Annotated in this window: 22 protein-coding genes; 17 read left to right on the forward strand and 5 right to left on the reverse strand. The window is 38.3% G+C overall.

All coding sequences use genetic code 11. The annotated features are described in order from the left end of the window. Positions 1–4 precede the first annotated feature (4 nt). The 6 genes from panB to MF646_RS02310 all read left to right on the forward strand — a co-directional run bounded on the left by panB (position 5) and on the right by MF646_RS02310 (position 6872). On the forward strand, positions 5–844 hold the full coding sequence (gene panB / locus MF646_RS02285; RefSeq protein ID WP_250094872.1) for a 3-methyl-2-oxobutanoate hydroxymethyltransferase: 840 nt from the start codon (positions 5–7) through the stop codon (positions 842–844). Further along, positions 841–1698 carry a pantoate--beta-alanine ligase gene (panC, locus tag MF646_RS02290; RefSeq protein WP_250094873.1) on the forward strand — a complete coding sequence of 286 codons (858 nt, stop codon included), beginning with the start codon at positions 841–843 and terminating at the stop codon, positions 1696–1698. The genes panB and panC overlap by 4 nt, the downstream gene beginning before the upstream one ends. Further along, entirely contained in the window at positions 1699–2082 is a 384-nt protein-coding gene (gene panD / locus MF646_RS02295; protein ID WP_250094874.1) for an aspartate 1-decarboxylase, read from the forward strand. It abuts the gene before it with no gap. A 63-nt stretch (positions 2083–2145) separates the two neighbouring features. Then, complete coding sequence (locus MF646_RS02300) at positions 2146–3129, forward strand: tetratricopeptide repeat protein (RefSeq protein WP_250094875.1); 984 nt, start codon at positions 2146–2148, stop codon at positions 3127–3129. A gap of 24 nt (positions 3130–3153) precedes the next feature. Further along, the gene (dinG, locus tag MF646_RS02305) at positions 3154–5973 is read left to right on the forward strand and encodes an ATP-dependent DNA helicase DinG (protein WP_250094876.1); all 2820 of its coding nucleotides are present in this window, start codon (positions 3154–3156) and stop codon (positions 5971–5973) included. Between the two features lie 41 nt (positions 5974–6014). Beyond that, entirely contained in the window at positions 6015–6872 is an 858-nt protein-coding gene (locus tag MF646_RS02310; protein ID WP_250094877.1) for a ComEC/Rec2 family competence protein, read from the forward strand. A gap of 156 nt (positions 6873–7028) precedes the next feature. On the opposite strand, the gene MF646_RS02315 is transcribed toward MF646_RS02310, so the two are convergent. Then, positions 7029–7184 carry a hypothetical protein gene (locus tag MF646_RS02315; protein WP_250094878.1) on the reverse strand — a complete coding sequence of 52 codons (156 nt, stop codon included), beginning with the start codon at positions 7182–7184 and terminating at the stop codon, positions 7029–7031. Positions 7185–7298: 114 nt separating this feature from the next. Between MF646_RS02315 and MF646_RS02320 the strand changes: the two genes are divergently transcribed. The 8 genes from MF646_RS02320 to MF646_RS02355 all read left to right on the forward strand — a co-directional run bounded on the left by MF646_RS02320 (position 7299) and on the right by MF646_RS02355 (position 16616). Then, positions 7299–7469: a YpmA family protein gene (locus MF646_RS02320; protein WP_250094879.1), complete on the forward strand. Its 171-nt coding sequence runs from the start codon at positions 7299–7301 to the stop codon at positions 7467–7469. Between the two features lie 12 nt (positions 7470–7481). Further along, positions 7482–7964 carry a cell wall elongation regulator TseB-like domain-containing protein gene (locus MF646_RS02325; RefSeq protein WP_250094880.1) on the forward strand — a complete coding sequence of 161 codons (483 nt, stop codon included), beginning with the start codon at positions 7482–7484 and terminating at the stop codon, positions 7962–7964. A gap of 71 nt (positions 7965–8035) precedes the next feature. Continuing rightward, on the forward strand, positions 8036–9220 hold the full coding sequence (locus MF646_RS02330; protein ID WP_250094881.1) for a pyridoxal phosphate-dependent aminotransferase: 1185 nt from the start codon (positions 8036–8038) through the stop codon (positions 9218–9220). Positions 9221–9584: 364 nt separating this feature from the next. Then, positions 9585–10877 carry an asparagine--tRNA ligase gene (gene asnS, locus MF646_RS02335; RefSeq protein ID WP_250094882.1) on the forward strand — a complete coding sequence of 431 codons (1293 nt, stop codon included), beginning with the start codon at positions 9585–9587 and terminating at the stop codon, positions 10875–10877. Between the two features lie 160 nt (positions 10878–11037). Beyond that, positions 11038–11742: a DnaD domain-containing protein gene (locus MF646_RS02340; protein ID WP_250094883.1), complete on the forward strand. Its 705-nt coding sequence runs from the start codon at positions 11038–11040 to the stop codon at positions 11740–11742. 26 nt (positions 11743–11768) lie between these two features. Continuing rightward, the gene (gene nth, locus MF646_RS02345; protein WP_250094884.1) at positions 11769–12425 is read left to right on the forward strand and encodes an endonuclease III; all 657 of its coding nucleotides are present in this window, start codon (positions 11769–11771) and stop codon (positions 12423–12425) included. Then, positions 12422–12937 carry a YpoC family protein gene (locus MF646_RS02350; protein WP_250094885.1) on the forward strand — a complete coding sequence of 172 codons (516 nt, stop codon included), beginning with the start codon at positions 12422–12424 and terminating at the stop codon, positions 12935–12937. Before nth ends, MF646_RS02350 begins: the two co-directional genes overlap by 4 nt. Positions 12938–13028: 91 nt before the next feature. Beyond that, positions 13029–16616 (forward strand): dynamin family protein, encoded by a 3588-nt coding sequence (locus tag MF646_RS02355; protein WP_250094886.1) that lies wholly within the window; start codon positions 13029–13031, stop codon positions 16614–16616. A gap of 42 nt (positions 16617–16658) precedes the next feature. Here MF646_RS02355 and MF646_RS02360 read toward each other — a convergent pair whose 3' ends face one another. Both MF646_RS02360 and recU read right to left on the reverse strand, forming a co-directional pair. Next, positions 16659–19238: a PBP1A family penicillin-binding protein gene (locus MF646_RS02360; protein ID WP_250094887.1), complete on the reverse strand. Its 2580-nt coding sequence runs from the start codon at positions 19236–19238 to the stop codon at positions 16659–16661. A 26-nt stretch (positions 19239–19264) separates the two neighbouring features. Next, complete coding sequence (gene recU / locus MF646_RS02365; RefSeq protein ID WP_250094888.1) at positions 19265–19873, reverse strand: Holliday junction resolvase RecU; 609 nt, start codon at positions 19871–19873, stop codon at positions 19265–19267. Positions 19874–20029: 156 nt separating this feature from the next. On the opposite strand from recU, the gene MF646_RS02370 reads away from it, so the two are divergent. Beyond that, positions 20030–20971 (forward strand): DUF2515 family protein, encoded by a 942-nt coding sequence (locus MF646_RS02370; RefSeq protein ID WP_250094889.1) that lies wholly within the window; start codon positions 20030–20032, stop codon positions 20969–20971. A gap of 79 nt (positions 20972–21050) precedes the next feature. Here the strand turns inward: MF646_RS02370 and MF646_RS02375 are convergent, their stop codons facing one another. After that, entirely contained in the window at positions 21051–21170 is a 120-nt protein-coding gene (locus tag MF646_RS02375; RefSeq protein ID WP_250094890.1) for a spore protein, read from the reverse strand. A 228-nt stretch (positions 21171–21398) separates the two neighbouring features. Between MF646_RS02375 and racA the strand changes: the two genes are divergently transcribed. Then, the gene (gene racA / locus MF646_RS02380) at positions 21399–21944 is read left to right on the forward strand and encodes a chromosome-anchoring protein RacA (protein WP_250094891.1); all 546 of its coding nucleotides are present in this window, start codon (positions 21399–21401) and stop codon (positions 21942–21944) included. A 114-nt stretch (positions 21945–22058) separates the two neighbouring features. Beyond that, on the forward strand, positions 22059–22433 hold the full coding sequence (locus MF646_RS02385) for a YppE family protein (protein WP_250094892.1): 375 nt from the start codon (positions 22059–22061) through the stop codon (positions 22431–22433). 44 nt (positions 22434–22477) lie between these two features. On the opposite strand, the gene MF646_RS02390 is transcribed toward MF646_RS02385, so the two are convergent. Then, positions 22478–23104, reverse strand: coding sequence for a trimeric intracellular cation channel family protein (locus tag MF646_RS02390; RefSeq protein WP_420842473.1), 627 nt, complete (start codon positions 23102–23104; stop codon positions 22478–22480). Positions 23105–23189: the final 85 nt, after the last annotated feature.

A 23189-nucleotide genomic window follows, 5' to 3' on the forward strand; every position in this document is an offset into this window, starting at 1 on the left:
ACATATGAAAACAACAGCTAGTTTTATGAAGATGAAACAAATGAAAGAAAAAATTACGATGATGACTGCCTATGATGCACCAGCTGCACGTCTTGTAGAACAATCAGGAATGGATATGATCCTTGTTGGCGATTCTCTTGGAATGGTCGTTCTTGGCTATGATTCAACTGTACCAGTAACAATTGACGACATGGTCCTTCACACGAAGGCGGCAAGACGAGGAGCACAAAATACATTCATTGTTACAGATATGCCATTTTTGACATATCACGCTAGTTTACAGGATACATTTGCCCATGCGAAACGGATACTCCAAGAAGGTGGTGCTAGTGCCGTTAAGCTTGAGGGTGCAGGACCAGTCATTGAAACAGTTGCGAAACTGACAGAAGCAGGCGTTCCTGTAATGGGCCATTTAGGATTGACTCCTCAATCGGTAGGTGTATTAGGTGGATATAAAGTGCAAGGGAAAGACCCTGAATCAGCTAGAAAACTGCTAGCAGATGCTAAAGCGTTAGAAGAGGCTGGTGCGTTTGCTATTGTCGTTGAGTGTGTCCCGGAGCAAGTAGGTGAGATGTTGTCGGAAAAGTGTAATATTCCAATTATTGGGATCGGAGCCGGTGTTGATACGGACGGCCAAGTTCTTGTTTATCATGATATTCTTGGGTATGGGGATGTTCATGTGCCTAAGTTTGTTAAGAGCTATGCGAATGTATCACCAATAATTGAGCAGGCATTAAAGTCATATGTGCAAGAAGTTAAGGAAGAGAAATTTCCAGCTAAAGAGCATTCCTTTACAATGAGTGAAGAGGCGCTTTCGGGTTTGTACGGAGGCGTGAGCAAGTGAAAGTAGTTGAGACAATAAAAGCTGTGCGGAATGAAGTAATAGCTGCAAAACAAACGGGATTTTCGATCGGATTTGTTCCAACTATGGGTTACTTACATGAAGGTCATGTGAGTTTAATTGAAGCAGCAAGGAAAGACCATGATTTTGTTGTTTTGAGTATTTTTGTAAACCCGCTTCAGTTTGGACCAAATGAAGATTTGGATCGGTATCCAAGGGATTTTCAAAGGGATGAAAAAATCGCCCAAAAAGCCGGGGTAGATGTTATTTTTTATCCGTCTGTTCACGAAATGTATCCTACAAATATGCCAATGTCCATTCATGTTACAAGTGGTGTAGATGTTCTTTGTGGATCGAGTCGACCTGGTCATTTTGACGGTGTCGCAACGGTTGTTATGAAGTTACTACAAATTGTACAACCGAACGAGGCTTATTTTGGACAAAAGGATGCGCAACAACTAGCTATTATTATGAACATGGTTGAAGCATTTAATGTACCTGTAAACATCCATGGATGTCCAACGGTTCGTGAAGAGGATGGATTAGCAAAAAGTTCAAGAAATGTTTATTTAACGAATGAGGATAGAGCTGAAGCGCCGTTCCTATATGAAGCTTTAAAGGAAGGAGCCAATTTGATCCTCTCTGGTGAAACAAGGCGTTCTGTCATTTTAGCTGAGCTAGAGAATCGCCTTGGAACAGGATCTGGCAGGATTGATTATGTAGATGTCCTTCGTTATCCAAGTCTAGAACAATCGGAACAACTTAGTGGCAAAGTAATCCTTGCTGTTGCTTACTTTTATAAGAACGCTCGGTTAATTGATAATTATATAGTAGATATACAGGAGGGGGAAAAGTAAATGTATCGTACGATGATGAAGTCAAAAATTCACCGTGCACGTGTAACGGAATCAAACTTAAATTATGTAGGCAGTATTACGATTGATGAAGACATCATGGATGCAGTTGATATTTTAGAAAATGAAAAAGTGCAAATTGTAAATAATAACAATGGGCAAAGATTTGAAACATATGTGATCAAAGGTCCACGAGGCAGCAATGTATTTTGTTTAAATGGTGCTGCTGCAAGACTTGTTCATGAAGGAGATGTCATTATTGTCATTTCTTATGCACAAGTGGCAGAAGAGAAAGTAAGGGACCACGAGCCAAAAGTAGCAATTATGAATGAGAACAATCAAATTGTTCAAATGTTAGACAAGGAGCCAGCTTCTACCGTCTTATAATTCGAATATTCCCCTCCTCTTCGATAAACACTTTAAGTATAACCATCGAGAGGAGGGGTTTTTTTGAACGATTGGATTACATCTTGGAATGCCATATATGAAAACATAGAAAAAAAATGGACATTCATGTCTGAAGCAGAACAAGAAAATCATTTAAAATATTTAGAAGAAACAGCAGGAACCCTATTAGATAAATGGACAGAACTTGATGAAAAGATAAATGAGTTAAAAGATCCTAAAAAGGAAAGAGAGCCGTCCTTTTCTTATACTTCAAAAGGCACAACGTTTTATGAACTGGAGATGTTTGAGCAGGCAGCCCGTACGTTAAAACAAGAGTCAGGAAATGGACCAAATGATGAGTTGCGGCGGCTTTATTTAGGGTTTGCATACTTATTTTCAGAGCAACTGGAAGAAGCAAAAGAAGCATTTTTATATATAATACAAGTAAGTATTTACCCTGCTCTTAAGCACTTTGCACATGTAGGATTAGGTTGCGTTCAAACGAGGGAAGAACGTCTAGATGATGCCATCGTATCATTTGAGAAAGCAAATGACCTTACTTCATCTCTTGATGTCGTGTATAATTTAGGTATCTGTTACTTTTTTAATGAAGTATTCCATATAGCAAAACAATATTTCTTATCCTATATTAAACAAGTTCCTGATGATGGAGAAGCATTCTTTTTTTTAGGGTGTTGTCAGTGGCAAGATGGGAACCTAGATGAAGCCTGGACGTCTTGGACAACGAGCATTTCACTTTTGGATTCTGAAGAGTCCTTGCTTGCTCTTGCATACGTTTGTGAATGGCATGGCTATCATCAAGCTGCTATCCATTGTTACAAACGGGTGCAAGAAAAGCATTTAGGTTCAGTAAACGTTTTACATGGTCTAGCATGGAATTATGCATTATTAGACGATAAAACCAATGCATTAAGAATATTTCATGAAGCAATGCGTTTAGACCCAAATAATAAAAACATTACTTACTCGCTTAATTGGCTGCAAAAAAGTTGGCCCGAAATTTCGGAACTGCAACTTGTTGATTAGGGTTTTTATAGAACGAGGTGTACTATGAACGAACGTTATGTTGTGGTTGATGTTGAAACGACGGGCCACTCTGTAGGAAAAGGGGACCGGATTATTCAAATTGGGGCGGTAGTTATAGAAGAGGGGGAAATAGTTGAAACATTTGCCTCTTTTGTTAATCCTGGGCAAACTATCCCCCCATTTATTGAAGAGTTAACGGGCATTTCTGATGATTTAGTAGAAAATGCCCCTTCTTTTCGTGAAATTATTCCTGAGTTACTTCCGTTATTTACAAATAGCAGCTTTGTTGCCCACAATGTTGATTTTGACCAAGCTTTTTTAAAGAACCAAATGGAATTAGAAGGCTATCAACTTCCCGATATGCCTGTTTTCGATACAGTTGAATTAGCAAGAGTATTACTACCAAAGCAGGAAAGCTACAAATTAGGTCAGCTAGCTGAGCACCTTGGTTTCTCTCATGACAGGCCACATCAAGCAGATAGTGATGCAGAAGTAACATCGACTCTTTTTTTGTCATTATTACATAAATTAAATCAACTGCCAGTGTTAACACTACAACAATTGGCACCACTTTCAAGAAGATTTAAAAGTGATCTAGAACCTATGCTACAATCAATCATTCACAAGAAGCTTACTCAAGGGATAACGGATGATGAGCAATATGATTGTTACCGTCAAATCGCTTTAAAGAAAATTAAGGATGAACCTGAATTAAAAGAAAAAGGGATTCAACCTTTTTTCAATGATTATTTGCAAACGTTATATGATGAAGATGGAAAGATGCAAACGGCTTTTACAAATTACGAGTTAAGACCTGGGCAACAAAAAATGATGATGGAAGTAGATGAGGCATTTCAACATAATGAACATAAAATGATCGAAGCGGGAACGGGGACGGGTAAGTCATTAGGGTACTTACTTCCAGCAGCTTTTTTTGCCTATACAAAAAATGAGCCTGTTATTGTGAGTACTCAAACGATCCCACTACAAGAGCAGTTACTATCAAGAGACTTGCCTTTACTCAATCATCTTCTCCCCTTTTCCGTACGTGTTTCATTGCTGAAAGGAAGAAGTCATTATTTATGCTTGCGTAAATTTGAGCAATCGTTATTGCATATTCATGAAGATAGTTATGATGTGCTTTTGACAAAGGCGTTGCTTTTAATTTGGTTAACAGAGACAGAGCATGGAGATATGGAAGAATTAAACCTTCCTTCAGGAGGGAAAGGCTTCTGGTATGAAGTACAAAGTGATGCAGCTTCAGACCTTGGCCGCTATAGCCCGTGGTTCTCACGTTGCTTTTATCATCGAGCGAGAAAACGTGCTCAATCTTCAGACATCGTGATAACGAATCATGCCCTTTTATGTACAGATCTAGTCCATGAACAACGGTTGCTGCCAACATATTCATATGCGATTTTAGATGAAGCGCATCACTTAGAAGAAACAGCAAGTGACCATTTAGGCGCAAAAGCAGATTTTGTCTCGTTTTCTTACCTATTTCAACGACTAGGGTTAAGTCAAGAGGATGGTATGCTAGAACAGCTATATCGCCTTATCCACGAATACCAAATTCAAGGTGTTGGAACATCTGATACTAGTTTAGAATTAGTCCAAAAATTAAAGGATGAAGTTGATGAATTATTTCGTATGTTGCATGGGTATGTCTTATCAAAAAACCAAGCAAGTGCAACTGATGTAGGTCGACTCCGTTACCGATATGCGAGCTATTTGGAATCTAGTTCAACATGGCAAGCAATTCTTGAGTGTGCAATGCGTGTTCATATGCAGACAAAGGATTGCATAGCTGAACTGCAAAATTGGGTTAAACCATTCTCTGATAAGAAGGATGATATGACTTACAAAGACCGCAGTCTTATTGCTGATGTCGAAGGATTAATAGATCAGGTGTATGAGGAAGAACAAACGTTATACGAATTACTGCTTGAATATGACCCAAACATGGTGTACTGGGTAGAGGTAGAGCCAAGAGGTGCGAAAAATGCGACTTTTTTATATAGCAAACCTATTGATGTGTCAGAAATTTTAGCGGATCGTTTCTTTGCTAAGAAAAAAAGTGTAGTTATGACTTCAGCGACACTTTCTATAAATGGTTCATTTGATTACCAAGAAAAGAGATTAGGGTTAACTGATTTTGGTGTAGCACGATGTGTCATCCCTTCTCCCTTTTCGTATATGGATCAAGTTAGAGTGCTTTTGCCTAGTGATATTCCTGCAATTAAAGAAGTATCGGATGAAGATTTTGCCATAGAAGTGTCCATTAAATTATGGAGAATGATGGAAGCATCAAGTGGAAAAATGTTAGTCCTTTTTACGTCCTATGAGATGCTGAAACAAGTATATTATCATGTAAAGAAGTTTAATGAGTTTTCTACATTTCAGTTAATAGGTCAAGGAGTGACAAGCGGGAGTAGAGCAAAGCTGATGAAAATGTTCAAACAAACAAATCAAGCTATTCTCTTTGGCACAAGTAGCTTCTGGGAAGGGATTGATTTACCAGGAGAGGAGCTTCGAAATTTAGTTATTGTTCGTTTGCCCTTTTCCCCCCCTGACCAGCCATTGCTTCAGGCCCAATACGAAAAAGCGAAAGAAGAAGGAAGAAATCCTTTCATGGAAATTTCTTTGCCTCAAGCAATTATTCGGTTTAAACAAGGGTTTGGCAGATTAATAAGAACGACACAAGATCGTGGTTGTGTGTTCATATTAGATCGGCGCATTTCTACGACACGATATGGAAAACAATTTATTCGATCCTTGCCCAATGTACCCGTACACGAAGGGAAGCTAGAAGATCTACTTGAACAATTTCAAGATTATATGTAAGGCTGCCATCGATTAAAAATTAATGGAGGGTTTAAGGCGAGATGCGTAAAATTCTTATCGGACTTCTTTGTGTGGGCATATTAGCTGGTTTATTAGGATTGGAAGTTCGGATGGTTAGTAATTCAGATGGACAAGAAGAAATGGAGCTAGATCTACAGCTAGAAGAAAAGGATGTTGGCTTTGTATTTTTGGATCTTCCAAATGGGGAGTCAACATATTTAGAATTACCAAATGAGGAATCAGTTCTCATTGGCACAGGTGAAGAAGACTCTGAAGAATCGTTATTTTTCCGGCTGAAGAAGTTAAATGTAACATCCATTGATACCATTATCTTGCCGAGGTTTGAAAAAGAATATAGTGGGAATGTAGAAGAAATTGTAACACGTTTGGGAGCGAAAACGTTAATCGTACCTGAAGAAGGGTTGGACCAGGCAAATACGCAATATGAGAAACTTGATGTTCGGATTGTCGGTTGGTCCGACGATACAACAAAGGAACTTGCCGAACATGTTACCGTGAAGGTTTTGCCGAGCCCTTCTACAATCATGCCTACGCTTTCGTTTATTGTTACTATTCATGAAGAACATCAATTTTTCTTTTCATCTGAAGCAAACGAAGACATAGAGAGAGTATGGATGAATGATGAGCTGTCTCCTGTTTCAGTATTAAAAGTTGCCGAATTTGGTACAAATAATGGAACGAGCCAGCGGTTTTTAAATGAAATAGACCCACAAGTAGCTGTTTTGTTTACGAGAGAAAATCGAGAAGTCAGTGCACAGTTGTTAGAACGGTTGCAGGAAACGTGGATCGATACGTATCGATTGAAACAAAATGGAGCTGTTATTATAAAAGTAAATCAGAATGATTATGAGCTTGTAACCGTTCATTTTAAAGGGTGATTGAAGCAATGGTTTTCGAAGGTTATTGCTAATGGTATAATGATTTCGTCAGAGGAATGATTTGTTAAGGGAAAAGTGAAATGTTCTGCACGAGGCATTTGTGCAGAACATTTTGAGGTGTGAGCAGGCAGTTATTTTGGTTGGTTGTATTACAGTTTAATTATGATCCTTCTGAAACATTGAAGGAAATAACGTTTGTCTGATTGAAATCGGAAAAACTTGATGCCATTTCAAGCCTTTTCGACTAAGCAGAGCCACTTCTTCCTTTTCTTTTTGATAGCGTGTTGCCATCGATTGCTCATTGTTAGACACTAGTTACGCCCCCCTTTGCTTGGCGTACTTTTAGTATCACCTTAACCCTTATTACTATGTTTAGCAAAACTTGTGCATCAAGGAAGGAACTAATATATATTTGGAGGAGAAAACATGAGACAAAAAATGGTTGTTTTATCAACGACACGAGTAAAAAAAGCACAAGACACGTATAAAATTGTTAATGCACTAAATCGTACATTAAAAGAACAGGACTTATTATTCGGCTTAGCACTGGATGATAAGGATAACGACACAATGGTATTTTCGATTTATCGTACGTAACAGGAGATATATATGAAAAAATGGATGATTCTTATTGTTATTATTATTGTCTTATCATTAACTGGACTTAGTGTGTATGCATATCAATCGATTCGTGAACCTCTCAGACATAATTATGCACAAGCAGAAAATTATGTCGTGGGACAATCGTTACTCAAAACTGTATTGACTGTCACTTACTATCATGGAACGGATGCCTTTTATGTCTTTACCGGATTAGATGAAAAGGATGAAGAAACAATTGTATGGGTGTCTGCTGAATATGACTTTCATCATGTAGAAAAAGCAAGTGACGGCATAACAAGAGAAGAGGCTGTTGCCATTGTAGAGCGAAATGAAGAAGTGTCACGTATCCGAACGGCTAAGTTAGGATATGAAAGAGAGTTACCTGTATACGAAATTACGTACATCAATGATGAGAACCGAAAAGGTTATTATTATGTGACGTTTGAAAAAGGAACGTTCATGAAAAGATATTTATTACGAACAGATTAACAATTTCATACTTGAATGATGGCTCTGGACAATTTATAGTGTATAGTATATTACTTGGGAGGGACATACATATGAGATTAGCGAAAAGAGTTTCGACATTAACACCTTCATCAACGTTAGCGATTACAGCAAAAGCAAAGGAATTAAAAGAACAAGGACATGACGTCATTGGGCTAGGAGCAGGCGAGCCAGATTTTAATACACCTCAATACATAATTGATGCTGCTGTTCGTTCTATGGAGGAGGGACATACTAAGTATACTCCTTCTGCAGGGCTACCAAAGCTAAAAGAAGCAATCATTGGTAAATTTGAGCAGGATCAACAAATCACGTATAAGCCAGCAGAAATCCTCGTTGGTTCTGGTGCAAAACATGTACTTTACACATTATTTCAAGCGATTTTAGATGAGGGGGATGAAGTAATTATCCCCACACCTTATTGGGTGAGCTACCCTGAACAAGTAAAGCTTGCTGGAGGAAGCCCGGTATATATTGAAGGACTTGAAAGCAATGAATTTAAAGTCACGTCAGAACAACTAGAGCAAGCGATTACAGAGAAAACAAAGGCATTCATTTTAAATTCACCTAGTAATCCAACGGGTTCTATGTATTCAGAGGATGAGCTTCGTAAGCTTGGAGACGTTTGTGTAAAACATAATGTATTAATTGTTTCTGATGAAATTTATGAGAAACTTGTATATGGTACGGCAACACATACATCTATTGCTCAGCTTTCAAATGAATTAAAAGAACAGACGATTGTTGTTAATGGAGTATCTAAGTCTCACTCAATGACTGGTTGGAGAATCGGATATGCTGCAGGAAACGCTGAAGTTATTAAAGCTATGACCAACCTAGCTAGTCATAGTACGTCAAATCCTACAACAAATGCACAGTATGGTACGATTGCTGCGTACACAGAGGATGACGGTTCAGTTGAGACCATGAGACAAGCGTTTGAAGAACGTTTAAATGGAGTGTTTGAAAAGCTAGTCGCAATCCCAGGTGTGTCTTGCGTTAAACCAAAAGGAGCATTTTATCTTTTTCCAAACGTAAGCGAAGCTGTGAAATTAAATGGTTTTGCTGATGTTGATTCGTGGGTTGAGGCGATCTTAGAGGAAGAAAAAGTAGCACTAGTACCTGGTTCAGGTTTTGGTGCACCAGATAATGTTCGTTTATCTTATGCAACATCTTTTGATTTATTAGAAGAAGCATTGACACGTATCGAACGATTTGTACGTAATCATACAAAATAAGAAAAAGCCGCGCCATGCGGCTTTTTCTTATTTTAATTATGCTTTCTTGCTTCTTTAGTTAAGGCTTAAGGCTGTTTTCGTATACTTTGTTGTTTTTATGGGGTACGAGTTCTCCACATGTTCGTTCCACTTGAGCTCCAGCCACTCGCTTTCGAGGCCACTGAAAAAGGTACGGTTTTGACCTTTTTCAGTGGCCTTTCGCTTTCCACGGGGAGGACCTGGCCTCCTTTGCTACGCCTGTTTCTTATGTTTTCAGCGAATAATTTGAATTTTTGTTTTTCGCACGTTTCATTCATGGATCGTTGACTTGAAATTTTACACAAGGGTATAATGAAGATTGGTATACATAGTAGGAGGTATGAATGTGAAAACAACAATTGCAAAAGTCGGTCAATTTGTCGAGCAACAAGTTACAATTGGCGCTTGGCTTGCTAGTAAGCGTTCAAGTGGTAAGATTGCTTTTTTACAGTTGCGTGATGGGACTGGCTTCATTCAAGGAGTCGTTGTAAAAGCGGACGTAGAGGAAGAAATATTCCAAAAAGCAAAGAACCTAACGCAAGAAAGTTCATTATATGTTACTGGAGTTGTGCGTGCAGACGATCGAGCTCCATCCGGATATGAATTAACCGTAACTAAAATAGAAGTATTACATGAAGCGACAGATTATCCAATTACACCAAAAGAACATGGTACTGAGTTTCTGATGGATCATCGTCATCTATGGTTACGCTCTAAGCGTCAGCATGCTGTAATGAAAATTAGAAACGAAATCATTCGTTCAACATATGAATTTTTCAATGAGAATGATTTTGTGAAAATAGATCCTCCAATTTTAACTGGAAGTGCTCCTGAGGGAACATCTGAGTTGTTTGCAACAAAGTATTTCGATGAAGATGCTTATCTTTCTCAAAGCGGACAGCTTTATATGGAAGCTGCTGCGATGGCAATGGGACGTGTGTTTTCTTTTGGACCAACATTCCGTGCCGAAAAATCAAAAACACGTCGTCATTTAATTGAATTTTGGATGATTGAGCCAGAGATGGCATTTGTTGAATTTCATGAAAACCTAGAAATTCAGGAACAATACGTAGCGTACGTTGTTCAATCTGTTTTAAAGTCGTGTCAGTTGGAACTGAAAACCCTTGGTCGAGATTTATCTAAACTTGAAGCGATTAAAGCTCCGTTTCCGCGTATAACTTATGATGAAGCGATTACGTTTTTGCAAGAGAAAGGCTTCGATGATATAAAGTGGGGAGATGATTTCGGTTCACCACATGAAACGGCGATTGCAGAGCATTATGAGAAACCAGTTTTCATTACTCATTACCCTACATCGTTAAAACCATTTTATATGCAGCCTGATCCTAATAGAGAAGATGTAGTGTTGTGTGCTGACTTAATTGCACCAGAAGGGTATGGTGAAATTATTGGGGGTTCTGAGCGTATTCATGATTATGACTTATTAAAACGTAATCTGGTGGCTCATAATCTTTCAATGGATGCGTATCAATGGTACCTTGATTTACGTAAATATGGTTCCGTACCGCATTCAGGGTTTGGATTAGGACTTGAGAGAACGGTTGCATGGATTTCAGGAGTAGAACATGTGCGTGAAACCATTCCTTTCCCTCGATTGTTAAATCGTTTGTATCCGTAATTCTTAATGGACTAAATGTATGTAGGGGTTATCCCAAAAGGTCAATATTATACCTTTTGGGATAACCCCTGATTTGCCTAATCGTGGTTTTGATTGTGTAAGGAAAAGGAAACGACTAGTTGATGCTATCATGTTATAATAATGGATGAGGTGTTTTGAAATGGATCATAATTTACTTTTGAAATGGACAACCCAAAGACAGCTATCCATTCCTACTTTGCTTCTTAAGCATTATTCCGAATTAGGTTTAAAAGAAAGTGAACTAGTGGCTTTGTTACATGTCCAATCTTGTATTGAGGATGGAGATGGCTTCCCGACGCCTGAGCTTCTTAGTGAGCGTATGACGCTGTCGATGAATGATTGTGCAGATATGTTAGGTCAATTAATACGAAAAGGTTTTTTAACGTTAGATAAAAAATGGGATGAGCAAGGAATCCTATTTGAATATTATACACTTGAACCGTTATGGGTTCGCTTAATCCAGTTGTTAAAAGGAGAAGAAGTAGATTTCGAAGAACAACAAAAAGAAAGCGAAGAAGGACTTTTATATAAACGTTTTGAAGAAGAATTCTGCAGACCCCTGTCACCTATTGAAGCAGAAACACTTGGGATGTGGTTAGATCAAGATAGACATACAACGGAGCTAATTACTGCAGCATTACGAGAAGCGGTAGTGTCTGGCAAATTAAACTTTCGGTATATTGACCGCATTCTTTTTGAATGGAAGCGAAATGGTGTGAAAACCATTGAACAGGCTCGCGCACATGGGGAAAAATTTCGCAAATATCAGCATTCGCCTAAACAAGAACAAAAAAGAGCAAACGCTGAATCATATCCTGGTTTTAGCTGGCTCGATCAATCGTAAGTCGTTTTAAGGAGAGGATTAGGTTCATGTTATCAAAGAAACAAACAATCGAAGCTCTTGATGTAATTGCGGATATGTATCCCGATGCTGAGTGTGAATTAACTCATTCTAATCCTTTTGAATTAGTTATCGCTGTTTTACTATCCGCTCAATGTACAGATGCACTCGTAAATAAAGTGACTCCTCATCTTTTTGCTAAATATAAAAAGCCCGAGGATTACCTTGAGGTACCATTAGAAGAGCTTGAGCAGGATATTCGATCAATTGGGTTATTTCGTAGTAAAGCTAAAAATATAAAAAAACTCGCACAAGCATTACTTGAAGAATACAATGGGGAAGTACCAAAAGAACGAGATGAACTTGTTAAGTTGGCGGGTGTTGGAAGAAAAACGGCCAATGTTGTTGCCTCAGTAGCTTTTGGAGTACCAGCAATCGCTGTTGATACTCATGTCGAACGAGTTTCAAAACGACTTGCCATCTGCCGTTGGAAGGATAATGTTCGCCAAGTTGAAGACACGTTAATGAAAAAAATCCCGATCGAACGCTGGTCAGATTCTCATCATCAATTGATCTTTTTTGGTCGTTATCACTGCAAAGCGCAATCTCCTCAATGCGACATATGCCCATTGCTGCCAATGTGTCGTGAAGGACAAAAACGAATGAAAGCAAGAGAAAGAATATGAACATATACATCCCGCAAGCTTTTCAGGTTCCACCTTTTTATAACGAATCATATGTTAGTAAGGACGATACACTTTCGTCCTTAAAAGACATATGTCAAGCTGCTCCATTCTATTATGATATAACGATGGAAAAAAAGCCTTGGGAAAAAAAGCATGCGTATGTTCCTCAGCTCCTCGAGTGGTGGAAAGATGAAGAGCCTGGGCTTGAGCATTTCTATGCTAATCGAAATCCAAATGCAGCAAAAAGAAAAATGGTCATCATGACAGCCGTTTTTATCGATGCATTGTTTTGGATGAATGAAACGAAAGTTCAAGGATTAAAAACGATAACTAAGGAAGTCAAGTCGCTACAATATAAGCCAGTAAATTGTGAAGAGAGGCTTGAATTTATTCTGACTGGCCCCATTCGTTATCATACGTACGTTCAGCTAAAAGCATTGTTTGTGGAGCTTAGAAAAATTTATGCAAAATTAAAAGTGATAGAGACATATAAAAGCAAGCGAGGAAACTAAAAGGGGATACTGTTCTTCGTTTACAAATTAATTATTTTTTCTTATTTATTTTCAGAATACATAGATAGATTTTGTAGGAGCAGGTGATTAGATGAGCAGCAAAGCACTAGGTATAGAAACACCAATTAAGATTGTTGACGTAACAGAGAAAGAACGTGAACGTCAACGATTAGTAGATGAAAAAAAGGACAGCGGTAAATTTCAAGTATCATTTTGTGGACATTTTTCTGCAGGAAAGTCAACGATCCTAAATTATTTACTTGGAGCAGAAATGCTGCCAACAAGTCCAATTCCAACGAGTGCCAATATTATTGGAATAAAAAATGGGGAATTAGGGCTTACGGTTCATTCATTAAATGGCGAAAAAAAGGAATGGACAGGGGAAATCCCTTGGCAAAGAGTAAGAGAATGGGGGATGAATGGCGGAGAAATTTCATCATTAACAATTGAGGCACCATTACCGTTTTTGGGCGAGAGCAGTGTAATATATGATACACCAGGAGTGGATTCAACTGATCCAACTCATCAAGCTGTGACTTTAGAGGCGTTATATACAACCGATTTTATTGTGTATGTTATGGATTATAATCATGTTCAATCGGAAACGAATTTAACGTTCTTAAAGCAGTTATCAGATGAGAAGAAGCCTCTCTATTTAATTGTTAACCAAATCGATAAGCACGATGAATCTGAGCTGTCATTTGAAACGTTTGATAAGTCCGTACGCGACACATTTTCAGCGTGGGGAATTAATATGATTAAACTTTCCTATACGAGTATGAAAGCACGTAGTCATCCACTAAATCAACTTACTCAATTTGAACAGGACATGAAAGCGATTTTATTTCATGGTGGGAAGCTTCTCCCTTATGCGAAGCAGCGTCTGCAACAAGGCTTTTATTTAAGCATCATTCATCGGCTTGAAGAGGAGAAAGAAGATGAATTGGAACAAGTAAAAGGGAGGATGAAGGAGGAAGGTTACTCGGTTGAACAATTAGAAAGAAGGCATGAGGTTGCTGCCAAGTACGATGAAACCTTTCATGCTAAGAAACGATTTGAACAAGCATTTGAAAAAAAATGGCAAGAGCTTGTCAAGGATGTTACGATTTTTCCATATACAACAACTGAATTAGTGCGTAATTGGCTTGAGAGCATCCAACCTGGTTTTAAAGTAGGATTCTTATTTTCAAAGAAGAAAACAGAAGAAGAACAAGAGGCAAGGTTAAAGGAGCTTATTGAAGAAACACAAGATAAAGTAAAGAGTCAATTAGAGTTTCATCTTCATCAGATCTTTCAATCGTATGATTTTACGAAGCTATCGAATCGAGAAATTGTCGAACAAGAGCTTAAACATTTACATGCAACGATTGACCGTGACTTTTTCCAACAGGCCGTTCAAGTCGGTCCTAAAAATAGAGAATATGTCTACACTTTTACAAAGGAACGGACTGCAGCTGTCGTTAAGCAGCTTCGCCAAAAAGCATCAACAGTTCTTGACCTTATGTCTAAAGGGATGGAAAGGCATTGGGATGAGGAACGAATTGAGTTAGAGAAAGAGCTAGAAGGATTACATGAATTAGATGCTTATGTAATGCAGCTAACAAATATTAATGATCGTTTTACAGAGTGTATAAGTGCACAAAAAGAAAAAGTAAATCAATATCAAGATGCTGGTGCTTATGAAAACGTGCTTGTTGCGACGATGGATAAACCTGTACCAGATTTCCCTAAAACCTCGTCCTTTGAATCAATTACTTTGCCTGAGGAGACAGTCATTGATACAGATTGGGAGCCAGAGCAAGCGAACGAACAAATTGACTTTGATGAAGAAAAAGCGGGAATGTGGACGAAGCGAGTAGAATCCGTCCTTCATGATTATCGGGAAGATGAACGAATGAACTATGAGCGATCAGTATTGATCAATAGATTAGAACGATACCGGGACCAATCGTTTACAATTTCACTATTTGGAGCGTTTAGTGCTGGGAAGTCAAGTTTTGCAAATGCATTACTCGGTGAAACGGTATTGCCAGTATCGCCACATCCAACGACAGCAACGGTTAACGTTGTAAAGCGATCAGAAGAAGGGCACCGTTCTAGAACGGCCGTTGTGAAAGTAAAGTCAAAGGAACAATTAAACAAAGAAATCGAATCTGTTGCATCTCAATTAGATAGAAATGTTCGTTTAGAAACGATTCATACGTGGAAAGAAGACACGAACGCAACAACAAGTTGGCAAAAGACATACCAGTCCTACTTAACAACCTTAAAAAATAGTATCGCAGATGGGAAGTGGGAGTTAGGGAGTTCTTTTGAAGTGACGTTAGAAGAACTACAACCGTTTGTTGCAAATGAACATGATGCGTGTCTTATTGAAAAAGTGATCTTGTACTTTGACTGTCCATTAACAGAAAAGGGAATTGTATTAGTAGATACACCGGGAGTAAATTCGATACATGGCAGACATACGAATGTTGCTTTTAAACAATTACGAGATTCAGATGCTATCTTTTATTTAACATATTATAATCATGCCTTTTCGAAGGCTGATCAGCAATTTTTACAACAAATGGCAAAAGTGAACGAAGGATTCAGAGCAGATAAACTTTACTTTATTTTAAATGCTGCCGATTTAGCGAGTAGTCCATATGAATTAAATGGTGTAAAAAAACATGTATACGATCAACTCATTCAAAATGGGGTGCACCAACCGAGGCTTTATCCACTTTCTAGTAAGCAAGGGCTTGCAGCTAAACGGGATGGTCGGTCTTCTGATGACATGTTCGCGACATTTGAGAAATCTTTTTATCAAAATACGGTTACTGAATTAAAGCGGTTAAGCTTTGAGTTAGTGAAAGAAGAGTCAAGAAGATATAAAGCTATTTTAGAAAAAGGGCTTGAATATGCAAATGGGGAAGAGTCAACAAAAACCTCAAGAAGGCAGGAAATTGAGGAAACCATTTCAGTTTGGAATGAGAAAATTAAATCATATAAGCCTCTAACTGCAGAGCAACTGAGTACACGTGAAGTAAGCCAGCTATTCTTGTATTTACGTGACAGGGTTCGGTACGTATTAGGTGATCAATTTTCTGAGTCTATTAATGTTTCTACTGTTGTTGGCAATAGCAAACGAGCTCAACAACAGGCGTTGCTTTCGTCATTGAAGGAATGGAGAAGTGAAGGGGAACATTTTATCAAGCAAGAGCTTGAGGCTACGTTTATACGGATCGAATTAGCACTATACCAAGCCTTAGAAGAATGGATAGAAGAGACCATTCAGGAAATACGTAAAGACTTTCATGCGTTTTCTATGACTCATGAAATAGAAAAGGCTGACTTTAGCCCATCAGAAACCAAGAGGTATATCCCGGTTGAGGTAGAGCCATACAAAAACTATTTCCAATCGTTAAAGGCGTTCTTTGAACAAGGAAAGGTGAAACAGCTTAAAGAAGATCTAGTTCAAGAGGGCGCGAAAAAAACAAGTGATCTGTTAAGAGATCTTGAAGGTGATACAAAAGAAAAATTACACCGGAATTTTGAAAAATTAGTTCATGCAGCTAAACAATCAATGCAAGCAGCCTTGAAGCGTGAATTAGATCGATTTGATTCACTCTCTGACCCGAAGCACGCACAGTCGATAAGAGAAGAGCTAGAACAATTACAGGAAATAAAAGAATAGTTGAATATACAATAAGCCCCGCGCATGCGGGGCTTATTGTTATTATTCAGTTTCAGCTTCTTCTTCTTCTTCATTTGTTGCTGTGTCACCATCACCAGTTTGATCATCATCTTCTTCTGGCTCATCATCTTCGAGTTCATCAAGAGGATCTGGAATCGTCACTTCCTCTTCTTCTTCAACTTCTTCCTCGATTTCCTCTTCAACTTCTTCTTCAACTTCTTCTTCTTCAATTTTCACTTGAACAGAAGCTGGGTCACTGCGCAGGCTACTATCCTCATCTGAAATAGCTATGACACTAAAGACATAACTTGAGCCTGGTTGCGGGTCCCCGAATATATATTGCATCTCTTTCTTACGCTCAAGCGTTTGAGCACTTCCACCATCAATAGCTACTTGTATTTCAAATGTTACATTATCGGCATGCTCTTCTGGATAATCCCAAGTAACAATAATTTGATTTGCGCTTTCTTCGTAATTTGCCATTAAATTTGTAGGAGCATCAAGACGTTTAAATTGTTCAGATACTCGAGTTGGCTCATTCCCACGAACGAATAGCTCATAAATGATTTCACTTTGTGGTGTGAAATCACTAGGCAGTAAGCCGGTAGAGCGTTCAACTCCAACACGGACAACGGAGTTTGGCATCGTGAAATCCTCTGTTTCAATATCAGCAGAGATATTTTGCATAATAGCTTTAAAGATTTGCTGAGCGGCTTGACGTGAATTTGCACCACTAGGGAAATAGTTATTACTTATATCCTCTGGTTGGCGAGAGAACCCTGTCCAAACAGAAAGTGTGTAGTTAGTTGTATAGCCAGAAAACCAAATGTCAGGAACAGCACCTTCAGGATAACCGCGGGCTTCACGAGTTTCTCGAGCAAAGTTTGTCGTACCTGTTTTTCCAGCCATTGGAAGGTTAGGTATATTGGCTACGCCACCAGTTCCATTTGTAACAGCCGTTTTTAGCATATCTGTAATCATATAAGCTGTGTAATCACTCATCGCCTGGCTTGATTCCGGCTGCATATTAATAATACGACCATCAGGAAATTCGACTTTACGAACCGTGTATGGCTCTGTAAACATCCCATTGTTTCCAAATGCAGCATACGCTCCAGCAAGTTCTTTTGTTGTCACACCAGTGTGAAAACCTCCTAATGAATATGCTTCATCTATCTGCGTTTGGCCTTCTGGTAATTCAAATGTAAGCCCTAAACCTTCACCAAATGATTGGGCACGACTTAGTCCAACTTCTTGTAATGCTTTTACGGCTGGGACATTCCTAGAACGTGCTAAAGCAGTACGCATGGACATTGGTCCTTGAAATTGACGGTCAAAGTTATTAATCGGTGTACCGTCAGCATAAGAATGGGCTTCATCAACGATTCGGTGAGCGGTTGACCATTGTAAATATTCAATCGCTGGACCGTAATCTAGAATCGGTTTAATCGTTGATCCTGGCTGTCTGCGGTCATCAGTTGCAAGGTTATACCCTCGTTGGTAGCCTGTATCTTCACGACCGCTTCCGAGCGCCTTAATTTGTCCTGTTTTCGTATCGAGAAGGGTAACAGCTGCCGTGAAATCTTCATTGTCAGGATAGACGTTCACAAATTCATCAGTCTGAAGTACTCTCTCGACGTGCTCCTGTGCACTAACATCAAGCGTTGTATAAATTTTTAGTCCTGCATTATAAATATCGTTAATGGTGATTCCTTCCATAGCTTCAAGCTCAGCTAGAACTTGATTATAAAAAGCTTCATACGGATAGGATTCACGTTCAGTTAACACTAATTGATCCGCAAGAGGGATAGCCATTGCTTCTTGAGCTTGCTCACTTGTAATTTTACCGTGGTGCTCCATTAACGATAGAACAAGATTCCGTCTACTTTCCGCAGCTTCAGGGTTTTTCGTTGGGTCATAGAAGCTCGGACGACGAGGGATTCCTGCAAGTAATGCAGCATCTGCTAAACTAAGTTCTTCAACAGATTTGTTAAAGTACGTACGTGATGCTAATTCCACACCGTATACACCAGAACCAAGATAAATTTGATTTAAATACATTTCAAGAATTTGGTCTTTAGAATATTGTTGTTCTAGTTTAATAGCCAAATATTGCTCTTGAACTTTTCTCGTTAACTGCTTTTGTTCATTTAAAAATAAGTTTTTAACGAGCTGTTGCGTAATTGTACTAGCTCCTTCAGCTCCAAATCCTTCTCTTATATTTGCTCGAACAGCACCGAAAAGTCGTCTAATATCAATTCCAAAATGATCTCTGAATCGAATATCCTCAACGGAGATAAATGCATCTTCCACAACTTGTGGCACGTCATGAATACTAACATTTTGTCTGCGTTCAGATGATTCTAATTGTGAGACAAACACGTCATCTTGATCATAAAACTGTGAACCTTGTGTCAGCATTAGCTTCTCTTCGTCAAGAGGAGGAGCGCCTTGAATCATTGCAAAGACGGTAATCCCTCCAGCAATAACAGCAATAGCAGATAATGCGACAATCGCTACCAATATTTTTTTCCAAATTCCTTTTTTACTTGTCGTTGTTTTCTTTTTCGACTGTTCACGGGCTTGACGACGCCCTTGCCTTGTATTATTTTCATTCGACATCGTAATTTCTCCCTTTCTCTCTAAGTTCATTTATCTTGTAAATAAACTGTGTCGATTACTTGTAAGTAATCAATACGTGGATGATATCCTATTTTAATCAAAAAACCCAATTTTTCAATATCTAACTTACGAATTGATTTTCTAGAAGTTTCTTTTTGTTCATAAAATTGTATTAAATGTTTTGCATCAAGCAAGTAAATTTCATCAGTGAGTGAAAAGCGCAAAATGACAAAAGCAATTCCATTTTGTTGTTGTACTTGTTTCATATGCTCAATCTGATGCTTGTGAAAATTTTGCAATGGAAAAGAAGTCTTATTTTTTGTTTCCTTTGCTTCAAAATCTAGATAATGTCCCTTGTAAACTCCATTATAATCGGTTGTTGATGCTTGTTTAAAATAGGCTTCTTTAATCACTGCTGCACTACGTTTTGGATAGTCAACTTGGACTATTTGTACAGGTGTCGGCTTTTTATGAATAACAGCAATTGATTTTTCAAGGTAATATTGGTTCGTTTCGTTTAAATCATCTTCTAACGTCATTCCACGGTTGCTATACGTCAACTCTTTTTTTCGAACTTTTTTTGTAGGGGACTTTTGCTCGTTAAAACGCCGTCCATTTGGATAACGTATCGCCATTCTTTTCACAAACCTTTCAAATACGAAATCATTTATGTGAATGGAACTACTGAAAACTAGAAACAGTAAAAGTAGACTCCATCAAGTAATCTTACCATAATAAGTCAAGTAACTGGTATAGATTTTCTTGTAAAACTACCGAGGAGAAGTCAAAATATGAAACAATCAAAAATTATAAATGAAATAAAAAGAAAAACCGAAATCGGCAACATTGATAATATTTCACGTACCGTAATTTATGAAGGCTTTTATAAAAAAAATCCTGAAATAAAATGGGCTTTATTAGCAGGATTGGTATCAAGGAATGCTGGCTGGAATATGACGGATTTAAAAAGCAAATGGTTTCAACAATTAATAACGGGCCCTTTTAGTGACTTATTGTTCCAAACATTTGAAAGGGCAAATTGGACGATTTTCGCTGATGCATACCCACAACTACTATGGTACGAATTTTCTAAAAAACAAAAGCACGCGGACTTTTCATTACTTAAACAACTAGAAGTGTCGGAATTTATGCAAAAGGAATGGAAGTGGTTTTGGGATTTTGGAGATGAAGAAAGACTTTGTACATCATTAATTATCAATGAGCAATTTACAATTGAGGAACCCGTTATGAAACATCCTCTTTATCAAAAGAAAGTTTTTTCATCTCTCGTTTATTTCTTAGAAGAACATGCACATATGAGCTATGTCATTTTTCCGAGTATGGAAAAAAAAATATATGGCCTGTACGTCCGTAATTTTAAGAAGGTTAAGTCGAGGATTTGGTTAGGGAGGCAGTTACAATCTCTTTTATTTCACCCAGAGATCCATGATTCTATTTATCAATTTTGCTTAGCTACAGTTCCAACAGGTTCAAGAAATGACTATGAACAATACTTCAGGTGGTCCACTGGTAATACGAGTCCAAAGCTTAGAGAAACATATCCTATAGTGGCTCATCATTGGAAGAAGAAGATCGATTGGTCACAATCGGTAAAGAAAACAGAGTGCTATTTCTCAAATCTAAGAAAAATACAGCCTGTTGATCGAACGAAATGGTTACAAAAAAAATGGATTGAAATTTATTTAATGCAAAAGGTAAAAGGATCTCTATGAAATGGAAGAGGAGAGAACTCTAAAATAAACGAGGGTACTGAATCAGTAACTTTGACTGCTTCAGTACCCTTTTCATACATTATTCAGCCGGGCGGTTTGGTCCACCTAGCTTCTTATCGCCTGTGTATCCTTCTTTTCTTTGCTCTTTTGTTTTATCGGCAGTATTCATTTCACTATTACGTTTACGCTCTTTATTCATATCGGACGCCTCCTTTCATCTGTAGTATGTGAATCCACAGTCTTCGACATTCGTAATGAATGCGAACAAAAAAATAACAAGTTTTGTCAAAATCCGAACGTATTTGTGTGAGAAAGGGTTATTCTCACTTTCTTTGCCGAATCAGTTCTAGTTTTGTCAGGCTTGGAGGGATTTCATACACAAAGGAGAATTCGTTGTACAAGACCAAAAATTAGGGAGGTACGTCTGATGGAAATGACTATGAAAACAAAAGAGGTATCTGAGCAGTTAGGTGTGAATCCAACAACGGTACAACGGTGGGCGAAATATTTTGGTTTAGTGTGTGAGACAAATGAACATGGACATTATTTATTTACAGATGAACATGTGGCGATTATGCGAAACGTGCAAGATCAACTTAAAGAAGGAAAACGGATGAGAGATATTCAAATAAAGGGTAACAATGTGAAAGCTGTTGAAGTGAATAAGCATTTTGTAGAAACTTCGGCGTACGAAGAAAAACTGGAAGCTGTTATGAGTCGGGTGAATGAATTAGATGAAAAAATCTCTCAAAAAGCAGATGATGTTGTTAGCTATCAGTTGTTAAAACATCGTACGGAGTTAGAGGATATGATGAAAATGATTAAAAGTCTTGAAGAACGCCTGTGCGAGATGGAAAGCAAAGTTCATCAGCCAGTAAGGGCAGTATCAGACAATGATGAATTGCCAATGGTTGTTGGAGGGAACGTTAAACCGAAAAAATGGCGCTCTTTTATGCAGCTATTTTCACTATAAGCTTTTGTGCAAAAAGAGGTAATTTTCCCTTTTTCAACACGCTCTATAAAAATGAGACAACTTCCTTTTAATTAGAAGGGCCTTTCTGCTAAGATTGGGAGCGGAGGTGCTGAAATGAGTGAAGTAAACCGTTCCCAATTAACTACTTTAACTGAAGAGTTACGTCGTTTAAATAAAGAAGCTGAAAAAATGTATGTTGAGACTGTTAGAGCAGATGAAAATTATGAACCTGATTTTTACGGAGTCGTTAAACCTTTTGCCGAAAATGTAGATCGTGTGAGAAGTGAATGGTTGCCATTGGCGAAAAATTTCGTTCAAAATGAGAAGCCAATGCATTTACATCCTAGTCAATTACAACAAACTGAAGAAAACCTAGAAATTGTCGCGATTAAGACTTTTTATAAAGAGACAGGGAGAAAACGGCAAATGGAAACATATAAGTCTGTTGAATACGTTTTGAAACAACTGATCGATGCATTACAACAATAAAAATAAAAATAGCTGACACATATTAGATGTGTCAGCTGTTTTTATTAGAGGCTCGTATTTGTTTTTTCGGGAAAGCTCTTTAACTCACGTCTCGGAAGCTGCCATTTGTAATGGACCGATAACATCCTAAGAATAATGACAGAAACAAATAAGACGATATAGCCCATAGGAGTTGTGACAACATGCAGACCAATAAGTGCACCAGCTACCATTGTCCAAACAATGTAAATTTCTTGTTGCAAGAATAATGGCTTCCTTCCAGCAAGAACATCTCTTATCATCCCACCACCTGTTCCGGTTAAGGCAGCAGCTACAATAACAGCAGACAATGGGTGGCCCATGTCCGTTGCATACATCGCACCTTGAATGGCAAAAGCAGAGAGGCCAATCGCATCAAACAAAAGACCAAATTTAATCCATTGTTGATGCAATATAACAGGAAACAGGAAAGCGATCGTCATAACAACGATAGCAATAATAAATAACGAACCTTGTTCCCATAGAGCTGAAACCGGAACTCCAATTAAAAGGTTTCGTACAGCTCCTCCCCCGAATGCAGTAACAAGACCTAGTATATACACACCCATTAAATCATATTTTTCTTCCATCGCAACAATGGCTCCACTTAGTGCAAAAGCAATCGTTCCGATAATAGTTAGTACTTCCCACATGTCGGTCATCTCCTATTAATATCGTAAGCATGAAAAAGGAGGTGTCCCAACGAGGGTACTAAAAAAGGTTTTTCAGTACTCTCGA

This window comes from Halalkalibacter alkaliphilus, from assembly GCF_023555415.1.
Taxonomy (GTDB): Bacteria; Bacillota; Bacilli; order Bacillales; family Bacillaceae_D; genus Halalkalibacter; species Halalkalibacter alkaliphilus.

Coding starts and splice junctions, on each gene's coding strand:
- panB (WP_250094872.1), top strand. CDS start 5: ATGAAAACAACAGCTAGTTTTATGAAGATGAAACAAATGAAAGAAAAA.
- panD (WP_250094874.1), top strand. CDS start 1,699: ATGTATCGTACGATGATGAAGTCAAAAATTCACCGTGCACGTGTAACG.
- dinG (WP_250094876.1), top strand. CDS start 3,154: ATGAACGAACGTTATGTTGTGGTTGATGTTGAAACGACGGGCCACTCT.
- MF646_RS02310 (WP_250094877.1), top strand. CDS start 6,015: ATGCGTAAAATTCTTATCGGACTTCTTTGTGTGGGCATATTAGCTGGT.
- MF646_RS02320 (WP_250094879.1), top strand. CDS start 7,299: ATGAGACAAAAAATGGTTGTTTTATCAACGACACGAGTAAAAAAAGCA.
- MF646_RS02325 (WP_250094880.1), top strand. CDS start 7,482: ATGAAAAAATGGATGATTCTTATTGTTATTATTATTGTCTTATCATTA.
- MF646_RS02330 (WP_250094881.1), top strand. CDS start 8,036: ATGAGATTAGCGAAAAGAGTTTCGACATTAACACCTTCATCAACGTTA.
- MF646_RS02340 (WP_250094883.1), top strand. CDS start 11,038: ATGGATCATAATTTACTTTTGAAATGGACAACCCAAAGACAGCTATCC.
- nth (WP_250094884.1), top strand. CDS start 11,769: ATGTTATCAAAGAAACAAACAATCGAAGCTCTTGATGTAATTGCGGAT.
- MF646_RS02350 (WP_250094885.1), top strand. CDS start 12,422: ATGAACATATACATCCCGCAAGCTTTTCAGGTTCCACCTTTTTATAAC.
- MF646_RS02355 (WP_250094886.1), top strand. CDS start 13,029: ATGAGCAGCAAAGCACTAGGTATAGAAACACCAATTAAGATTGTTGAC.
- MF646_RS02360 (WP_250094887.1), bottom strand. CDS start 19,238: ATGTCGAATGAAAATAATACAAGGCAAGGGCGTCGTCAAGCCCGTGAA.
- recU (WP_250094888.1), bottom strand. CDS start 19,873: ATGGCGATACGTTATCCAAATGGACGGCGTTTTAACGAGCAAAAGTCC.
- MF646_RS02370 (WP_250094889.1), top strand. CDS start 20,030: ATGAAACAATCAAAAATTATAAATGAAATAAAAAGAAAAACCGAAATC.
- MF646_RS02375 (WP_250094890.1), bottom strand. CDS start 21,170: ATGAATAAAGAGCGTAAACGTAATAGTGAAATGAATACTGCCGATAAA.
- racA (WP_250094891.1), top strand. CDS start 21,399: ATGGAAATGACTATGAAAACAAAAGAGGTATCTGAGCAGTTAGGTGTG.
- MF646_RS02385 (WP_250094892.1), top strand. CDS start 22,059: ATGAGTGAAGTAAACCGTTCCCAATTAACTACTTTAACTGAAGAGTTA.
- MF646_RS02390 (WP_420842473.1), bottom strand. CDS start 23,104: ATGTGGGAAGTACTAACTATTATCGGAACGATTGCTTTTGCACTAAGT.